This window comes from Asaia sp. Ae19-3 (assembly GCF_059801175.1).
Window position 1 is genome coordinate 1,557,059 of the sequence record NZ_JBCHWF010000001.1, and the last position, 18,265, is coordinate 1,575,323.

General features: G+C 59.4%; 18 protein-coding genes. 5 read left to right on the forward strand and 13 right to left on the reverse strand.

The genetic code is table 11. From position 1 onward, the window contains the following. Positions 1-24: 24 nt before the first annotated feature. From rnhA to ispH, 3 genes are read right to left on the reverse strand one after another with little or no spacing between them, the layout of a single operon-like run. Positions 25-501 carry a ribonuclease HI gene (rnhA, locus tag AAID99_RS06685; RefSeq protein ID WP_188427057.1) on the reverse strand — a complete coding sequence of 159 codons (477 nt, stop codon included), beginning with the start codon at positions 499-501 and terminating at the stop codon, positions 25-27. Beyond that, positions 494-1,456, reverse strand: coding sequence for a homoserine kinase (gene thrB / locus AAID99_RS06690; RefSeq protein WP_498493469.1), 963 nt, complete (start codon positions 1,454-1,456; stop codon positions 494-496). Before thrB ends, rnhA begins: the two co-directional genes overlap by 8 nt. A 45-nt stretch (positions 1,457-1,501) precedes the next feature. Then, positions 1,502-2,515: a 4-hydroxy-3-methylbut-2-enyl diphosphate reductase gene (ispH, locus tag AAID99_RS06695; RefSeq protein WP_188427059.1), complete on the reverse strand. Its 1,014-nt coding sequence runs from the start codon at positions 2,513-2,515 to the stop codon at positions 1,502-1,504. Positions 2,516-2,736: 221 nt separating this feature from the next. Between ispH and AAID99_RS06700 the strand changes: the two genes are divergently transcribed. The 3 genes from AAID99_RS06700 to AAID99_RS06710 all read left to right on the forward strand — a co-directional run bounded on the left by AAID99_RS06700 (position 2,737) and on the right by AAID99_RS06710 (position 7,089). Beyond that, positions 2,737-3,303, forward strand: a complete 567-nt coding sequence (locus AAID99_RS06700) for a hypothetical protein (protein ID WP_498493470.1) — start codon at positions 2,737-2,739, stop codon at positions 3,301-3,303. A gap of 94 nt (positions 3,304-3,397) precedes the next feature. Then, positions 3,398-5,098, forward strand: coding sequence for an alginate export family protein (locus AAID99_RS06705; protein WP_498493471.1), 1,701 nt, complete (start codon positions 3,398-3,400; stop codon positions 5,096-5,098). Positions 5,099-5,148: 50 nt separating this feature from the next. Beyond that, positions 5,149-7,089, forward strand: a complete 1,941-nt coding sequence (locus AAID99_RS06710; protein WP_498493472.1) for an OPT family oligopeptide transporter — start codon at positions 5,149-5,151, stop codon at positions 7,087-7,089. Positions 7,090-7,244: 155 nt separating this feature from the next. Here the strand turns inward: AAID99_RS06710 and AAID99_RS06715 are convergent, their stop codons facing one another. The 3 genes from AAID99_RS06715 to AAID99_RS06725 form a co-directional block, all read right to left on the reverse strand. Beyond that, entirely contained in the window at positions 7,245-7,721 is a 477-nt protein-coding gene (locus AAID99_RS06715) for a hypothetical protein (protein WP_498493473.1), read from the reverse strand. A 654-nt stretch (positions 7,722-8,375) separates the two neighbouring features. Further along, complete coding sequence (locus AAID99_RS06720; protein ID WP_498493474.1) at positions 8,376-8,915, reverse strand: cob(I)yrinic acid a,c-diamide adenosyltransferase; 540 nt, start codon at positions 8,913-8,915, stop codon at positions 8,376-8,378. Positions 8,916-8,925: 10 nt separating this feature from the next. Continuing rightward, complete coding sequence (locus tag AAID99_RS06725) at positions 8,926-9,483, reverse strand: DUF4142 domain-containing protein (protein ID WP_498493475.1); 558 nt, start codon at positions 9,481-9,483, stop codon at positions 8,926-8,928. A gap of 91 nt (positions 9,484-9,574) precedes the next feature. On the opposite strand from AAID99_RS06725, the gene AAID99_RS06730 reads away from it, so the two are divergent. Next, on the forward strand, positions 9,575-9,961 hold the full coding sequence (locus AAID99_RS06730) for a DUF423 domain-containing protein (RefSeq protein WP_498493476.1): 387 nt from the start codon (positions 9,575-9,577) through the stop codon (positions 9,959-9,961). Here the strand turns inward: AAID99_RS06730 and AAID99_RS06735 are convergent. Next, positions 9,934-10,245 carry a hypothetical protein gene (locus tag AAID99_RS06735; RefSeq protein ID WP_498493477.1) on the reverse strand — a complete coding sequence of 104 codons (312 nt, stop codon included), beginning with the start codon at positions 10,243-10,245 and terminating at the stop codon, positions 9,934-9,936. The genes AAID99_RS06730 and AAID99_RS06735 overlap by 28 nt on opposite strands. 112 nt (positions 10,246-10,357) lie before the next feature. Between AAID99_RS06735 and AAID99_RS06740 the strand changes: the two genes are divergently transcribed. Beyond that, entirely contained in the window at positions 10,358-10,906 is a 549-nt protein-coding gene (locus tag AAID99_RS06740) for a thioredoxin family protein (RefSeq protein ID WP_229719859.1), read from the forward strand. A gap of 41 nt (positions 10,907-10,947) precedes the next feature. Here the strand turns inward: AAID99_RS06740 and AAID99_RS06745 are convergent, their stop codons facing one another. Genes AAID99_RS06745 through leuC form a run of 6 tightly spaced genes read right to left on the reverse strand, consistent with a single transcriptional unit; the run spans position 10,948 to position 18,243 of the window. Continuing rightward, positions 10,948-12,630, reverse strand: a complete 1,683-nt coding sequence (locus AAID99_RS06745; protein ID WP_498493478.1) for a M3 family oligoendopeptidase — start codon at positions 12,628-12,630, stop codon at positions 10,948-10,950. Positions 12,631-12,666: 36 nt separating this feature from the next. Continuing rightward, positions 12,667-13,872 carry a pyridoxal phosphate-dependent aminotransferase gene (locus AAID99_RS06750; protein ID WP_498493479.1) on the reverse strand — a complete coding sequence of 402 codons (1,206 nt, stop codon included), beginning with the start codon at positions 13,870-13,872 and terminating at the stop codon, positions 12,667-12,669. A gap of 10 nt (positions 13,873-13,882) precedes the next feature. Then, a complete protein-coding gene (locus AAID99_RS06755; RefSeq protein ID WP_498493480.1) occupies positions 13,883-15,085 on the reverse strand; it encodes a pyridoxal phosphate-dependent aminotransferase in 1,203 nt (400 codons plus the stop codon). 19 nt (positions 15,086-15,104) lie between these two features. After that, positions 15,105-16,214 carry a 3-isopropylmalate dehydrogenase gene (gene leuB / locus AAID99_RS06760; RefSeq protein WP_498493481.1) on the reverse strand — a complete coding sequence of 370 codons (1,110 nt, stop codon included), beginning with the start codon at positions 16,212-16,214 and terminating at the stop codon, positions 15,105-15,107. Continuing rightward, a complete protein-coding gene (leuD, locus tag AAID99_RS06765; protein ID WP_188427112.1) occupies positions 16,211-16,843 on the reverse strand; it encodes a 3-isopropylmalate dehydratase small subunit in 633 nt (210 codons plus the stop codon). The genes leuB and leuD overlap by 4 nt, the downstream gene beginning before the upstream one ends. Next, positions 16,843-18,243 (reverse strand): 3-isopropylmalate dehydratase large subunit, encoded by a 1,401-nt coding sequence (gene leuC / locus AAID99_RS06770; RefSeq protein WP_025884696.1) that lies wholly within the window; start codon positions 18,241-18,243, stop codon positions 16,843-16,845. Before leuC ends, leuD begins: the two co-directional genes overlap by 1 nt. Positions 18,244-18,265 lie beyond the last annotated feature (22 nt).

The following is an 18,265-nucleotide window of genomic DNA, read 5'->3' on the forward strand; positions in this document are numbered from 1 at the left end:
CCGCTCTCCCCCGTCAGGAGGGAATCAACCGCGCTCCATCGATTCGCGGGCAGCCGTGGCGATCTGATCGACCCGTTCGTTGTTCACATTGCCACTATGGCCGCGCACCCAGAGCCACTCGACCTTGTGGCGCTTTTCCGCCGCCAGAATGCGCTGCCAGAGATCGAGATTTTTCACCGGATCACCCGCCGCATTGCGCCAGTTGCGACGCACCCAGCCCGTATGCCAGCGCGTGATACCGTTGCGCAGATACTCGCTGTCCGTGTGAAGCGTAACCTTGCAGGGGCGCTTGAGTGCTTCCAGCGCTTCGGCCGCAGCCGTCAGCTCCATGCGGTTATTGGTGGTTTCCGGCTCGCCACCGGAAAGCTCGCGCTCATGCCCCATGGAACAGAGCAATGCACCCCAACCACCAGGCCCCGGATTGGGCTTGCACCCGCCATCGGTCCAGATTTCGACGAAAGGCGCATCATCGGGCAAAGGAGCTCTGACCTCTTCAGACATGCAGAAGACCCTTCGCGTCGTCACGCCACGCTGTCAGGCGATGATAATAGGCCAGCGGGTCCTTGCGAGTCACAATGGCATCTTTAGGGGTGTTCACCCAGTCATAGAGCCGCGTCAGAAGGAAGCGAATGGCTGCCCCCTGCACCAGTACGGGAAGCGCTGCCTTCTCGTCAGGGCTTAGCGGCCGCACTGACTGATACCCGCCCATCAGACCGGCCATGAGCGCTGCCGAAGGAGTCGCCTCATCCGGAAAACACCAGGCGTTCAGGCAGATCGCGAGATCATAGGCAAGGAGGTCGGTGCAGGCGAAATAGAAATCGATCAGCCCCGAGACATCACCCTCCTGAAAGAAGACATTATCCGGAAACAGATCTGCATGGATCTGGCCGGCCGGAAGCGTGCCTTCCCGGGGCCAGTCACGCAGCACGGCTGCAATCGCCTCGTCCAGTTCCTGCGTCAGACCGGGACGTAGCGTGTCCCCTGCGCCTTTGCAGGAATCCAGAAGGGGCTTCCAGGCTTCCGGCCCGAGAGCATTCCTGCGTGTCGCCCGGAAACCCTCCCCCAGAAGGTGAAAACGCGCTAGAGACTGCCCCAGACTGAAACAGGCCGACGGGGTGATGGCCGCAATCGGCCGACCCGGCAGAAAGGTCGTGATGGCGGCGGGCTTGTCCATGAGGCTGCGCAGCGCCACCCCGTCACGAGCAATGACGGGCGTGGGGCATTTCAGCCCCCGGCTGGAAAGATGCTGCATAAGCCCCAGAAACCAGGGCAGTTCCTCGGCGCGCACACGCTTTTCGTAAAGCGTTAGAATAGCGCGCCCTGCCTCGGTTTCGAGCAGGTAGTTGGTATTCTCGACACCCTCGGCAATGCCGTCGATCTGAACGAGCGGGCCAAGATCATAATCCGCCAGAAAGGCCTCGAGCCTCTCCGGCGGAATGGTTGTATAGACCGCCATGATATCAGACGGAAAAAAGAGGGTTCATGATGCTTGCGTCAGCCCTCAGACAGGCTCGCCGAGCGGGCTCGGCAGACGGAAGGCCACGTTTTCCTTCTTCACGATGCGCTCTTCGATCTGCAGCTTGTACCGCGTCGAAAGGGCATCGACCATTTCCTGCACCAACGACTCAGGCGCCGATGCCCCCGCCGTGATACCGACAGTGCCGACCCCTTCGAGAACGCTCCAGTCGAGCGCCGCTAGCTTGGGCACGAGAAGCGCGCGCTTGGCACCCGAACGCTCTGCCACTTCGCGCAGACGCTGGGAGTTCGACGAATTCGGCGAACCGATCACGATCACCAGATCGCTCTCCGGCGCGATGGCCTTTACTGCTTCCTGACGATTGGTCGTGGCGTAGCAGATATCTTCCTTCTTCGGCCCTTCGATCAGCGGGAAACGCTCGCGAAGGATCGCAACGATCTCGGAGGTATCATCCACCGAAAGCGTGGTCTGGGTAATGAACGCCAGGCGGGACGGATCGGCAGGCTGAACCGTGCGGGCTTCTTCAGCATCGTTGATAAGCGTCACGGCGCCGTTCGGAAGCTGGCCCATCGTGCCAACCACCTCGGGGTGGCCAGCATGACCGATCATCAGGATATGACGCGCATCGGGGCCGCCACCGGCAAAATGACGCTCGGCTTCACGGTGGACCTTCGACACCAGCGGGCAGGTCGCATCCAGATAAAGCAGATTGCGGCGCTGGGCTTCGGCAGGCACCGATTTTGGCACGCCATGTGCGGAGAAGACGACATGGCCATCGGCGGGAACCTCATCGAGCTCCTCGACGAAAATCGCGCCCTGCTCTTCGAGATTCTCGACAACGGTACGGTTGTGCACGATCTCATGACGGACATAGACAGGCGCGCCATAGCGGCGCAGGGCTTCTTCCACCACGCGGATGGCCCGATCAACGCCAGCGCAAAAGCCACGCGGCCCGGCCAGAAGAACACGAAGCGTTTGCGCTTCAGATCCCTGTTCCGAGGACGCTTGCGGGCGTGAAGTGGTCAAGGTGTCGGGCATGGTGTTCCCCAATCTCACGGCAGGCGGTATATGCGAACAAGCCCCATGGCAGCACGCATGACGAATGATGCAACGCTTCGCGATATGGGCTCGCATATGGGAGCTACGCAACCCGTTGCCAGTATGCAAGCCCGTCATTGCACGATCATTCGGCTTCGTGTCGCCTTCTTACCATACCGGACTCGGTTTCCGCACCGGTGAATAGACGAAGAGCCTTGTCCATGACCCTATACGCTCGCCCGCTCCTGCCCCTCATCGCCCTGATCGGTTCCTCTGTCGCCCTGACGGGCTGCAACCAGGATGATCAGAGCGCTTTCGCCCCCACCTGCCCGCCTGTCGAGATTCTCAGCCAGGCCGCCGATTTCTATCAGTATGACGGCCATGGCCTCGATGCAGGCAGCCTTGTGACCCATGCCGGCATGAGCGGGCTTACCGGCAATTGTGAAGCCGGCCCGAAAAAAAGCGTCCGTTCGCGCCTGAGCCTTGCTGTGGTCGTCGAGCGTGGCCCGGCCTCGGATGGCAAGGATATCGTTCTGCCCTATTTCGTGGCGGTGCTGCGTGACGGCAAGATTCTGGAAAAGAAGGAATTCGACATCCCCGTATCTTTCGCTGGCAACCAGTCGACGGTCTCGCTGCGTACGCCCGTGCGAATCATCGACGTTCCGGCGTCGCCCGATCTGCAGCAGACCAACTACACCCTGAAGGTCGGCTTCCAGCTCACGCATGAGCAGCTCGACTACAACCAGACCCATCTCCGCCCGGCCAAGTTCACCACACACACCAACTAATACACAACGAAGTTTCGTGTTTTCATAAAAACACGTTGTTTTTTGTTTATACGATGATATTCTGGAGAACTATCTTTCTCCGGAACGTTCCGCAATGCGCATTCGTCACGCCCTGCCTGCTCTCCTCCTACTTGCGGGCGTGGCTCCCTGTGCTGTTCAGGCAGCAACCGTGCAGGGCAATGCCAGCGCAGACCCCAATTCGCCTGCGGCGACGCCTTACAAGCTTGTCGATCCGACAGCGACCGATGAGCATCTGACGGTCAACGGAACACAGCGCCCCGAAATCCAAAACTACCCTCATGCCGGCCCGGTCGGTCAGCCTCGCCGCGTCACGCCTTTGCAGAACAAGGCCCCTCACGGCACACAGGGAGACTGGGGCGTTTTTACGAGAGGCAACGGTGAATCTGCCGGTTTTGGCCCCGTCGGACGCTACGGCGTTGCCCCCTGGGCTGAAGACTGGTCCTTCCTGCGGGACAAGAAGCGCCATGACGATCTTTTCGACCCTCTGAAATTTATTCCGCTAACGCGTAATGGCTCCTGGTGGCTGACTTTTTCCGGTGAGACACGTCTGCGCAACTGGTCGGAAGAGGCACCTTTTCTCGGCACGCGTGGCACTCCCGGCTCGGGACGTTTCGCCGTGCGCAACCTCTATGGTGCCGACCTGCATCTGGGCGAACATGTCAGGTTTTTCGGCCAGCTTGTGAATGGCGATGCTGCAGGCTGGGGGGGCTATGGCTACAACACCACCTTCCGCAAGCGGCTCGATCTGCAGCAGGGCTTCGTCGAATTGCGGACCAGACTCGCGAAAGCCAAAACCGGCCTGATCATCGGGCGCCAGCAGTTCCTCGATGCGCCTTCCTACATTCTCTACAACCGCGAAACCCCCAACGTGCCGCTCGCGTGGAATGGTGTGCGCGGCTATGCCATCTGGCCGCGTCTGCGCGCCGATGTGTACGATTTTGTCGGCACGAACATAACCTTCAACAAGATGTTCCATGACCGCGTTGACTGGAGCACACGCCTGCACGGTATTGATGTCACCTGGGCGCCCCCGTCTTTTGCGCTTGGTTCAGAGCGCATTTCGTCCTTTCTCGACCTGTTCCTGATTGCCTTTCGAGTGGGCGGCAGTTCCGCCGCCCTGCCCTACAACAAGACCACACTCAGCGGGACCACAGCCCGTCAGAATTACGGCTTCCGCTGGTATGGGGGCGCCCCGTCATTCGAATTCTCCGTGGGCGGGCTTTATCAGGGCGGCAGCTTCGAGCTGAACCGGACAGGGCAGAACCGCGATGTCTCGGCCTTTGCCTTCAACGCCATTGCTGGCTATCGTCACACCCCTTCGCCGCTTCACCCGTTCATAGGGCTCCAGGCCGACCTCTATTCGGGCGGCTCATCGCAACGCAACAGCGGCACAATCGGCACCTATATCGCGCCATTCAACCCGCAGACCAACTATCTCGATACCACCACCTATATTGCTCCGAGCAATCTCGTCAGCTTGTCTCCCGTTATCCGGCTGACGCCGCGCAACTGGCTCAGCCTTCAGTTCAAGAGCCCGCTTTTCTGGCGCGCCTCGACGAATGACGCCGTCTACGGTCCTTCCGGCGCCTATGCCTTCACCAACCTGCATGGCGGCTTTGTGGGTATCGTGCCCCAGGCCTCTCTCACTCTCCAGCTCAACCGCCATCTCACATGGACGCAATACGGGGCCCGCTTCATAGGCTCGGACGGGTTGCGCGCCGCAGGCGGCAAGAGCGGGAGCTATTACCAGTCGAACTTCGTCTTCCGTTTCTAGGCGCTTCGTCGTAGGAGCTGTTCCTTACGTTATCGAGACAGAGAGACAGCATGACTGCGGCGACACGGGAACTGACCATTCGAGGACTTGTTCTCGGCGCCCTGATCACGATCATCTTCACCGCGTCCAACGTCTATCTTGGCCTGAAGATCGGTCTTACCTTTGCCTCTTCGATCCCCGCGACCGTCATTTCCATGGCGGTGCTGCGGGCACTCGGTGGCAGCACCATTCTCGAAAACAACCTTGTCCAGACACAGGCCTCGGCAGCGGGTACGCTCAGCTGTGTATTCGCCACCATACCTGGCCTGGTCATGATCGGGTTCTGGAGCGGTTTTCCCTATTGGGAGAGCTTTTTCATTACCCTGCTTGGTGGCGCTACAGGCGTGCTGTTCACCATTCCCCTCAGACGGGCCCTCGTCACCCATAGTGCCCTGCCATATCCGGAGGGCGTTGCCTGCGCCGAGATCCTTCGCGTGGCCTCGCCGGAAGGCAATCAGCAGGCACTCAAGGCCCTTATCCGGGGCAGTCTGATCGCAGCAGCCCTGACGTTTCTCAGCACAGGCGTCAGAATCATCAAGGATGGCTGGAGCGCTACCTTCTCGCTTGGCCCCTCGGTCTTTCGTCTTCAGGGCGCCTATTCGCTGGCTCTGATCGGCACGGGTTATCTCGTGGGGCTTGGCGGCGGTCTCGCCATGCTGGCAGGTGTCGTCATCGGCTGGGGCGTTGGCGTGCCCTGGCTCAGCGCGGTTGTCACGCATCCCGCCGGGGTTTCAGCGACTGAATTCGCTACAGGGCTATGGGTTCACAAGATCCGATTCATGGGCGCAGGCACCATCGCTGTCGCGGCATGCTGGACAGTCTTTTCACTGATGGGACCGGTTTTGCGAGGCTTGCGCGAGGCGTTTTCGCAGACCCATCGTGCCAGCCTGGACGAGACAGATCGTGATCTGCCGCCGCTCGTCATGAACCTGCTGCTTGGGGCTCTTATTCTGGGGCTTGGGGCGCTTTTCACGCTTTTCCTGTGGCCGATCACGACGCATGATTTCTATCTCGTCGTCATGCTGGGACTCGGACTTGCTGCCTGTCTCTTCATCGGTTTTCTGGTCGCGAGTGCCTGCGGCTATATGGCGGGCATCATCGGCTCATCGTCATCGCCGATTTCGGGCATCTCGATCATCAGCGTCGTCGCGCTCTGCCTTGCGCTGCTCGGGCTGGAAGCCCTGCATCTCGTGCCGGATGCCCTTTCGGCCCATGACCAGCACAGCGCCATCGCCTATGTTCTTTTCGTCCTCACGGCGCTTACCGGTTCGGCCGCCATCTCAAACGATAATCTGCAGGATCTGAAAACCGGACAACTCGTCGGTGCCTCACCCTGGAAGCAGGAAGTCGTGCTTCTCATAGGGTGCGTCGTCGGTGCGCTCGTTATTCCGCCTGTGCTGAATGTTCTTTATCAGGCCTATGGTTTCGGCGGTACGTTGCCTCGCCCCGATATGGACCCGTCACGGGCCCTTGCCGCGCCGCAGCCTGCCCTGATGGCCGATATTGCCCGAGGCATCCTGCTGCGCAATCTCGACTGGACCATGATCCTGATCGGCGCGGCGATAGGTGTCGCCCTGATCATCATCGATCGTCTGCTGAAAATCCGAAATCTCGCCATGCCACCTCTGGCCGTCGGCATGGGCATTTACCTTCCTGCCGATGTTTCGGTAACTATCGCCATCGGCGCTATCATTGCCTTCTTTTTTGACCGCGCACCGCATACCGCCTCTCACAGCGATGACAGCACCGGCACCATGGTGGCGTCCGGCTTTATTGTTGGCGAGAGCCTGATCGGCGTGGTCATTGCCGTGCTGAGCGGTATGAGCGGCCATACGGATCTGCTGACGATCCCTGTCGGCCAGAGCTTTCAGGGCCTGACCGGCATTGCCCTCTTCGCCCTCTGTCTGATCTGGTTCGCACGCACGCTTCACAAGGCCAGTCGCCCCGTGTGAGGTGCCAGATTACCTGCACAGGCGTGGGTTGGGACTGGAGGCCATCATGCCATGGCGGACCCCAGACAAAAAAAAAGCGACCGGGACAAACTCCCGGTCGCTTCATCGTCTTTCTAAACGGGCCCCTTTACTGAAAAGGCGACCCGTCCGAAATCTCAGTCTTTCCACCAGCGAACAGGTTCGGGTTCACCGGCCATCGCAGGCACTTCCCGAACGCGCGGTGGGCGCCCCCTGCCTCTTTTGACGACAGGCTCTGCAGTCTCATCGGCAGGCCCTGCCGGTTCGACGTGACGCTTCTGGCTCTCTTCGCGCAGCATGGAGAGCTGAACCTGAGCTTCGAGCAGCGCCTGCTCGACTTCTGCACATTTCGTCTTCAGCTCGGTGACATGCAGCTTTTCATGCACGAGATGTGTCTCGAGCGTACGCAACTGAACCTGCATATCGCCAAGATCGCGCTGTGCATCTTCTGCACGACGCTGCTCCATCTTCAGAAGATTACGCAGACGTGCAATTTCCTCACTGTGGTCGTCGGACTGGACCGGCGAGGAACGCAGAGCGGCACGCGACACCTGATGGTGTTCGACGACAACCTGACCTTCCTGAACAAAGCGACGACGACGCTGGTCGGGCACTACCTTCTTGTGTGCCTGCTGTGCTGGTCTCTTATTACTTCTGTTACCGAGGCGCTCAAGTGCAAGACGAAGCGAATCTTCGCTGAGCTCTGCCTCCTGATTTACTTCCTTGTTAAAAAAATCTGAGTCGATACTCACTTTATTTCATCCGATTTGAGGAGATCATATGCATTTCAGGCATTAATTCAGGATACCGCAGCCAAACTGACATACGCTTGATTTCTGAGCTGCGGCCTAACGTGTTGCGGCTCGCTCCTAAACGAATTCTCTACCTGTGTCACCCGATAGGAAGAGTGTAGATTATAATTTACACCGAGGCGTTACTTAAAATTACACAGAAAATACAGCATAAAAATCGAGTAAATCCCTGCTTTATGCTTCCCAAGAAATGATACCACCTACCATGATATAGTTTAGGGTCAGAACAAAGAATAGAGCGTCACATTTTGACAAGAAACGAGAAGGTAGCTTCCGCACGTCCGATTTCCTGAATATCACAAAAACTTGTAGCGATACAGTGTTCGTTTCGTTTCCATTGCTTTATATCGACTGAAAGAACGCTCCCCGCGTGGTCCATATATCGCACACCAGTCACCCTCGGCAGAACGACCGCCGCTCAGACCGTTCTCGGGGTGCAATCAGCCATTACGTGCCTCACCCGACCCCGCGCTGCCAGAGAATGTCCGTTTTTCCATCCTGATTCATGTGACGGGCAAGCACGAAGAAGTAATCGCTCAACCGGTTCAGGAACATGACGCCCGAAGCCAGACGCGGCTGATCGAGTGCTACAACGCGCCTCTCGCTGCGACGGGCGACGACCCGTGCCATATGCGCCCAGCTTGCCCCCACTGATCCACCGGGAAGAACAAAGCTGGTGAGGGGCTGCTGACTCTCACGCAGGGCAATGATCTCGGCATCCAGCCAGATGACTCCCCTGGCCACAAGCTCCCCATCGTCTTCGCGTTCCGGGATGCAGAGGATAGCGCCCAGATCGAAAAGCAGGTTCTGGATACGCGCCAGCTCGTCTCGACCGGGACAATGCAGCGTTACAAGCCCCACAACCGCGTTGAGCTCATCGACACAGCCCATCGCCTCGATCAGGGGAGCATCCTTGCGGATGCGCGCACCATCACCGAGGGAGGTCATGCCCTGGTCACCACCGCGGGTAACAATCCTGTCCAGACGAACGCTCACGATCTGCCCCTCAACGTGCGGCTTTATGTGTCTTGCGCACGGCGAGTTTGGGCATCCAGCTATAGGCTGACGAGATCGCCTGCTCGTCGAGTTTCTGAAGCCCCGTCGCTGCGCTCTTAAGATCGCCATCCTTCGTGCCTGCTGCCGAAGCGATAGCCTTTTCATTTGCCTGTGATTCGTCACGCAGTGCCGTCACATAGGCCTTGTCAAAAGCCGGTCCGTGCAGATGCGATACACGGTCTATCGCCGCCTGATCATTGGCGAGAGGTGTCTCTGTCAGGGTGAGGTCATGCTTGCTCGCCAGCGTTGCCAGCGTCTTGCGGTGCGCCTCGTAATTCTTCTGGGTGGTCTGGGCGAGATCCTTCACCTCGGTGGCCCGCGCATGGTCCACCGCAAGCTTGCTCAGCGCGATCTGGGTCAGGTCATGCTCATTTGCCTGCTGCAGAAACGCTGCATCTGCTGTCGTGAAAGGAGGCGCCTTGTCCGGCAAGGGCGGCAGACGGGGATAACCCGGCGTGCACGCGCATAGTGGCAGGGCTGCCAATCCGATCCAGAGACCAGCTTTCATGATAACGACCTTTACTTTTTACTCTGCGAGGACTGGCATAGAATGCCAGCAGCCTCGTTCTGAACCCTCAAGAGACGAAAGCGTTCCGCCCATGCCTGTCTGGCAACGTGTGATTTTTTGTTTTTGCGGTATTTTCGGTTGCCTTGCCGTCATGCTGGCAGCACTTGGGGCCCATCTGCCCGATCAAGCATTCATACCGGGCGGAAGACCCATGCTGTCACGCGGGGTCGAGATGCTGATGTGGCATGTGCTCGCCCTGCTCGGCCTCGGCGTGAGCGGGATTGCAGCGTTGCGCTGGGTCGCCCTGCCCATGGCAGCGGGTACGGTGCTTTTCACCCTGCCTGTCGTCTCACTGGCGTTGAAGGGGCCCAATGTCGCGTTTCTGGCCCCGTTCGGAGGCACCCTGACCATGCTCGCATGGCTGAGCCTGGCCGTACTGACCTGCTTCGCTCACCGCTTCAGACGCAGCATGACATAGGTCAGTGCCGTCTGAAGCCCGAGCGCAACAATGAAGCAGCAAAGCATGATCCCGATCAGGATAAGCTGCTCGCGCCCGAGACTGGTATCAATACCGAACAGGGAATAGAGCCCCTGCCATGCACTCGTTCCCACCACCCATTGCACGCCATGGGACAGGAACGGCACGAACCGGATCAGAAGCGCGAGCACAAGCGTCAGTCCAACAAGCCCTACGGTGCGGACAAGGGTCGTGGTGATGGAGACTTCACCTGCAGCCCCGCCGACATCGTTACGTTCTTTCATCACAGGTCCCTTGCGCTCTTGTATTCCCCGGCGAGACAAAACATTTCATACTCTGGCGGATTTTCAACCACCCTGCCCTCAAACCTTTTTTAAGCTTCGAAAGGCCCGCATCGTGCTGAAACGCAAATTTGGCGTCATGACCTCCCTCGCCCTCGGCCTCTCCGCCCTTGCTCCTGCAACGCTCCCCTGTGCCAGCAGCACGGCATTTGCCGAAGATGGTCCGCCAGCCCCGCCAAAGATCGACAGTTCGGTGCAGATCACGCCGGCGAAGGATGTCTATCCCGATATCGCCCTCGCGAAGACCCAGGTCGAAGAAGCCTTTGCCACCGCAGCGCGCACGAAGCGCAAGGTACTCATCGATTTCGGCGGCAACTGGTGCCCCGATTGCCGCATGCTGGCTGGACTTTTCAACCAGCCGGAAGTCGCACAATGGCTCGAATCCCAGTTTGTGGTCGTGCCGGTCAATGTCGGACGCATCGACAAGAATCTCGATATCGCCCAGCGTTTCGGCGTCACAATTCATGAAGTACCGACCGTGCTGATCGTCACGCCGGGCCGCAAGCTGCTCAATGCCGACGGCGCCAACACGCTCGGCAATGCCCGTGCAATGTCGTCGCAATCGGTGCTCGACCTGCTCGACAAATGGAACCGCCGCGGCTGATCCCGCTTCTCCCCTTCCTCAGACGAGGGAGGGGAAACCCGTCACATCATGAGCATCTGCTCGGCTTCATCGACGATTTCGGCCAGAGCATCATCCTCAAAGGGCACGGTCAGTCCGGCATTGCGCACCAGGCTGCAGAACGCCTGGCTTCCTCCAGCTTCGCATAGCCCACGATAGAGTTCGAGCGCCCGTGGCGCATCGACCTGAGCAATCAGCCAGATCTGAAGCGCCACACAGAGTGCCAGCGTATAATCGATATAATAGAAGGGCGAGTTATAGATATGGCGCTGGGCCTGCCAGCGACCACCCTTGGCCGGATAGGCCAGATCGCCCCAGTCACGCCAGGGCAGATACTGCTTTTCAAGGCGCTGCCATGTCGCATGACGCTCTTCAGGGCTCATGCCGGGCTTTGCATAAATCTCGTGCTGGAAATGATCGACACAGGCTCCGTAGGGCAGGAAGCTCAGACTCTCGATCAGATGCAGACGACGATACCGCTCACCTGCCCCCTCTTCCACGAGCAGATCGATCTCGGGCCAGGTGAGGAATTCAAGGCCCATGGAATGGATCTCTGCCCCTTCCATTGTCGGCCAGAGCATGTCGATCATGGGCAGATCGCGGCTTTTCCAGTTCTGGAAGGCGTGACCCATTTCATGAGTGAACACGCCGATATCACCGTGAGTCCCGTTGAAATTGGCGAAGATGAACGGTGTGCCCTGTGTCGAGAATGACGTACAGAAACCACCGCCCGCCTTGCCCGCACGGTTTTTCAGATCGAGATAGTTTTTCTCGACCATCTCCGCGAAAAACGCGGCCATCTCGCCGCTCTCATCAAGACGCGTGAACATCTCTCTGGCGCGCGCAATCATCAGATCGTAATCGCCTGCGGGACCGGGATTACCTCTCGGATCGACCAGTGCCTCGTCCCAAGCCTTGAGGCTATCCCACCCCATCTCGAGCTGACGGCGCTGCAGAAGCGCCTGCACCAAAGGAGTGACATGGCTCGCGATACGCTCACGGAAGCGCGCGACATCCTGCGCATTGTAGTCGGTACGACGCATACGACGATAACCGAGATCGATATAGGAATCGAAACCGAGCGTATGGGCCATGCCGGTACGCAGCCTCACCAGATCGTCAAAAATGCGATCAAGCTGTTCGCCATTCGCCTCGTAGAACCCCCAGCGCGCAGACTCAGCCTCATGACGCGTGGCCCGATCGGAATCCTGCTGGAACGGCTCCAGACCGGAGAGGTTATGACGTTCCCCCCTGAAGGCAATCTCTCCCGCGGCAAGGAGTGCCGTGTATTCAGCGCAGAGGCGCGCCTCTTCCGCCAGCATGGCCGCGATACGCACGTCGAACGTCGTGATATCGGCATCCCAGAGCGCCAGAACATGGGCGCCGAGATGCGTTTGGGCGTCTTCGCGACGGGCAAGAACACGCTTCTTGATCTGCGTTTCGAGATTGGTGGCGTAGGGTGTCAGGCTATCGGCATAGTCCCGGGCGGCGACGTAATCGGCGTTGCGCGTATCCTGTGAAAAGCGCAGTTCGACCAATGCCGACCAGGATTCATAGGCACGACGCTGTGCGTCGAAAAGCGCCAGTCCTGTTGCCAGATCATCATTATCCAGCGCAGCACCGATCGCCTCATAGGCCTGATCGAGCGTCTCACGCGTGGGTGTGGGAAAATCCAGAGTATCGAATGCGGGAAAGGATGTGATCATGCGCCCATGGTCGCATCCTCACCCGGCTTCGTCCAGTCAGGCGAGCGTCAGAAGGAACCGCTCAAGCCTCGTGCAGGCTTCGATCAGCAGCGCGTCAGACGCCGCAACAGACAGGCGTATATGGCCCGTCTGCCCGAAGGCGCTTCCCGGCACGACGCTCACATGCGCCTCTTCGAGCAGGGCTTCGGCAAAGGCAACATCATCGACAATCACCCGACCGGCAGCACTCTTCCGGCCCAATGCGCCAGTGATACCGGGAAAGGCATAAAATGCCCCTTCGGGCATGGCGCAGGTGACATGCGGCATGGAACGGAGCCTGGTTACCACGAGATCGCGACGCGCCTGATAGACATCGCGCATGGCTTCGCGTCCGGCAGCCGGGGTTGCCAGCGCGGCGACCGCACCGGCCTGGGCCAGAGTGCAGATACCCGATGTTGCATTGCTCTGGATGCTGGCCATGGCCTTGATCAGGGGCACCGGACCACCGCAGAAACCAACGCGCCAGCCTGTCATGGCATAGGCCTTGGCCATACCATTGATGGTCAGGATACGGTCCTTGAGATCCGGCGCCACACAGGCAAGCGAGGCATGGGTTTTGCCGTCGAATGTGAGATGCTCGTAGATCTCGTCTGCCATGACCAGAACATGCGGCGCGTCACGCAATACGGCAGCAATAGCCTCGAGGTCATCGCGCTCAAGAATGGCACCACTCGGGTTATTCGGAAAATTGAGCACCAGCCAGCGTGTCCGCGGGGTGATGGCGTCTCTCAGCGCTTCTGCCTTGAGCCGGAATCTGTCTTCTTCATGACAGATCACAGAGACCGGCACACCCCCCATCATCTGGGCGATGATCGGATAGCTGACCCAGTAGGGCGCAGGTACAATCACCTCATCACCCGGATCAATAGTGGCCGCAAACGCATTATAGATCAGCTGCTTACCACCATTGCCGATCAGTATTTCTTCCGGTGCATAAAGCAGTCTGTTTTCATCGAGAAATTTCTTCGCGACAGCTGCCTTGAGGGCGGTCTGGCCACCTACGGGCGGATATTTGGTATCGCCGCGAAGACCGGCCTGATAGGCCGCCTCGACCGCCTCGGGCGGTGAAGGAAAATCCGGCTCACCCAGAGCCAGGGAAATCACATCGACACCCTGCGCCTTGAGCGCCCTTGCTTTCGCCGACATGGCAATCGTTGCGGGCTGCGGCAGCCCCTGAAGACGCTGTGCCAGACGAAAGCTCATGGTCGGTTTCTCAGCTCAAGGAGGCGCAGAAACGCTGAATGCGCGTGCACGCTTCGCGCAGGCTTTCAGTGTCGGTGGCGTAGGAAATACGGAAATAGCCCGGCGTCAGGAAGGCGCTGCCATGCACGGCAGCAACCCCCGTCTCTTCAAGCAGTTCGGTGACGAAAATCTCGTCATTTTCGATCACCTTGCCCGTGCTTGTCTTCTTGCCGATCACGCCTGCAATGGACGGAAAGACGTAGAATGCGCCTTCAGGACGGATACAGGTCAGACCCGGCGCCTGCGCCAGCATCGACAGAACGAGATCGCGACGCTCCTGATAGACCGACACCATGCCACCGATGAAATCCTGAGGGCCGGTAACCGCTTCAAGCGCTGCCGCCTGGGCAATCGAGCAAGGATTGCTCGTGCTCTGCCCCTGCAGCTTGATCAGCGCCTTCGTCAGTTCGGCAGGTGCGGCCGAAAAGCCGATGCGCCAGCCGGTCATGGCATAGGCCTTGGAGACGCCGTTCATGGTGACGACGCGCTCACGCAGTCTGGGCTCGACCTGCACCAACGTCTTGCTCACCAGCCCGTCATAGATTAGCTTTGCGTAGATATCGTCTGTCAGAACCCAGATGCGCGGATGATCGAGCAGAACGTCGCAAAGCGCACGCAGATCGGCCTCTGAATAGACAGCACCTGTCGGATTGCAGGGTGAATTCAGCACCAGCCATTTGGTCCTGGGGGTGATGGCACCGCGCAGCGCCTCGGCATCGAGACGGAAGCCGTTTTCAGGCTTTGTCTGCACAACGACAGGCGTACCGTCGGCCAGCGCTACGATGTCGGGATAGGACACCCATGCCGGCGCAGGGATGATAACCTCGTCACCTGCATCGAGTGTTGCGGTAAACACGTCATAAATGACCTGTTTGCCGCCCGTCGAGACCACAATCTCCTCGGCCTTGTAATCGAGGCCGAAATCGCGATTGAGCCAGGCCGCAACAGCCTTGCGCAAGGCGGCCGTGCCCGCCACATCGGTATAGCGCGTCTCGCCGCGTGCAATGGCGGCACAGGCGGCCTGCTTGACGTTTTCGGGCGTCTCGAAATCCGGCTCACCGGCGGAGAGGCTGATAATGTCCCGCCCCGCTTCTTTCAGGGCCCGCGCTTTCTGCGAAATGGCGATCGTCTGGCTGGGAGAGATCCGGTTAAGCCGGGCAGCGATCAGGGACATATCTTCCTCCGGCTGGCTCTCAGGCCAGCTTCTGCATTTCCTGAAGAACGGCGGCGCCCATTTCCTCGGTGCCGACGCGTGTCATACCTTCGGACATGATATCGGCTGTGCGCAAGCCGCTTGACAGCACATTCGAGACAGCCTGTTCAATCAGCGCCGCATCGTCCTCGCGCTTGAGCGAATAACGCAGCAGCATGGCGAAAGACAGGATCTGCGCCAGCGGATTGGCGATGCCCTGCCCTGCGATATCGGGTGCCGACCCGTGGATCGGCTCATAAAGCGCGTGACGCTTGCCGCTCTCCTGCACCGGGCCGAGCGTCGCCGAAGGCAACATGCCCAGCGAGCCGGTCAGCATCGACGCCAGATCGGACAAAAGATCGCCAAACAGGTTGCCGGTCACGATGACATCGAACTGCTTGGGATTGCGCACGAGCTGCATGGCGCAGTTATCGGCCAGCATGTGGCTGAGCTTGACGTCGCTGTAATCGCGCTCATGCAGCGCGGTCACGACCTGCTTCCACAGCAGACCGCTTTCCATCACATTGCACTTCTCGACCGAGCAGACATGGTTGCCGCGCAGACGGGCCAACTCGAAAGCGACACGGGCGACGCGCTCGATTTCCGACGTCGTATAGACTTCGGTATTGATGCCGCGCTGCGACCCGTCGGCCAGGGTTTCGATACCGCGTGGCTCACCGAAATAGATGCCACCCACAGTCTCGCGCACGATCATGATATCGAGCCCGGCAACCAGTTCCGGCTTCAGCGAAGACGCATCGACAAGCGGCGCGAAGACCTGTGCGGGACGCAGATTGGCAAAAAGCTCGAGTTCCTGACGCAGGCCGAGAATGGCAGCCTCGGGGCGCTTGTCAAAAGAGACATGGCTCCATTTCGGGTCGCCTACCGAACCAAACAGAACGGCATCAGCTTCTTTGGCCAGCGCAACGACTTCAGGACGCAGGGGAACGCCATGAGCGGCCAGAGACGCGCCACCGACCAGTTCGTCGGTCAGCTCGAGAGAGAGCCCGCGGGCGTCACCAAGCCAGCGCACGATCTTGACGACCTCACGCATGACTTCAGGGCCGATCCCGTCGCCGGGAAGAACGAGTAGCTTGGTGGCCTGGCTCACGAAACCGTCTCCATCACGATAGTGGGGCGCCAGGATTCGTCTCGCTGACGCTTCTGCTCGAAGGACTGGATCGCACTGTCATGCTGGAGCGTCTGCCCGATGTCATCGAGCCCTTCGATCAGCATATGCTTGCGGAAACTATCGACTTCGAACGGAATGGTGCTTCCGTCGGGGCGCTGGACGAGCTGGTTTTCCAGATCGATGGTGATGCGGGCATTCGCCCCCATCTGCGCGTCTTCCATAAGCGATTCACAGATCTCGCGCGGGAGGCGGATCGGCAGAATGCCGTTCTTGAAGCAGTTATTGAAAAAGATGTCGGCAAAGCTCGGGGCAATCACGCAGCGTATCCCGAAATCGAGCAGCGCCCAAGGCGCATGTTCGCGCGATGAACCGCATCCGAGATTATCGAGCGTAATCAGGATCTCAGCCTTGCGATACGGCTCGCGGTTGAGCACGAAATCAGGCTTCTCCGACCCGTCATCATTATAACGCTGCGCTGCAAAGGCATTCTTACCCAGGCCGCTGCGCTGGATGGTCTTGAGAAAACGCGCCGGAATGATCTGATCGGTATCGATATTTTCGACCGGCATGGGCGCCGCAATGGCGGTGAGCGTCGTGAACTTGTCCATCATGCCATCTCCCGCACGTCGACAAAGCAGCCTGAAACTGCCGCTGCTGCCGCCATGGCAGGCGAGCACAGATGGGTGCGTCCGCCCGGCCCCTGACGTCCTTCGAAATTACGGTTCGAGGTCGAGGCGCAACGCTGGCCTGAGGTGAGCTTGTCAGGATTCATGCCAAGGCACATCGAGCACCCGGCTTCACGCCATTCGAACCCGGCCTCGCGGAAGATCGCATCAAGACCCTCGGCCTCGGCTGCCGCCTTCACATGACCAGAACCGGGCACGACCATCGCTCTGACGCCGGGGGCCACATGGCGCCCCTTGGCGATAGCGGCCGCCGAGCGGAGATCCTCGATACGGCTGTTGGTGCAGGAACCGATAAAGGCCACATCGATCCTGGTACCCGCAATTTTCTGACCGGCTTCGAGCCCCATATAATCAAGCATGCGCTGCACCTGACGGGCACGCGCGGGATCGTTGAACTGCGCCGGATCGGGCACAATGCCATCGATCGCAATCACGTCTTCAGGGCTCGTACCCCAGGTGAGGTTCGGCTGGATCTCGGCGGCATCGAGCGTGACCTCGGTGTCGAACACCGCGCCTTCATCGGATGCCAGCGTGCGCCAATACGCACAGGCCTTTTCAAAATCCTCACCCTTGGGGGCGAAGCGACGCCCCTCGACATAGGCGAAAGTCGTCTCGTCAGGCGCCACCAGACCGGCGCGCGCACCCGCCTCGATCGACATGTTGCACAGGGTCATGCGCCCTGCCATGTCGAGAGCGCGAATGGCATCGCCGGCAAATTCCATGACATGCCCGGTACCGCCTGCGGTGCCGATCTTGCCGATAATTGCCAGCATGATGTCCTTCGCCGTCACGCCTGGGCCAACCTGCCCGGAAACCGTGATGCGCATGTTCTTGGCAGGCTTCTGCAGCAGCGTCTGCGTCGCCATGACATGTTCGACCTCAGACGTACCAATGCCGAAGGCCAGAGCACCCATAGCCCCATGGGTCGAGGTATGGCTGTCGCCACAGACAATGGTCATGCCAGGCAGGGAAATGCCCTGCTCGGGCCCCACCACATGCACGATGCCCTGGTCTTTCGAGCGCAGCTTGAAATAGGGAACGCCGAATTCGGCCACGTTCTTTTCGAGCGTTTCGATCTGGAGCCGGGATTCCGGCTCCTCGATCGGCAGCGAACGGTCGGAGGTCGGCACGTTGTGATCGACCACGGCGACCGTCGCATCCGGGCGACGCAGACGACGCCCGGACATCCTCAGGCCTTCAAAGGCCTGAGGGCTTGTCACCTCATGTAGAAGGTGACGGTCTATGTAGAGAATGCAGGTGCCGTCCGGGAGGCGTTCGACTACATGGTCATCCCAGATTTTATCGAACAATGTTCGTGCCACCGCACTCTCCTTTGTTATAAAC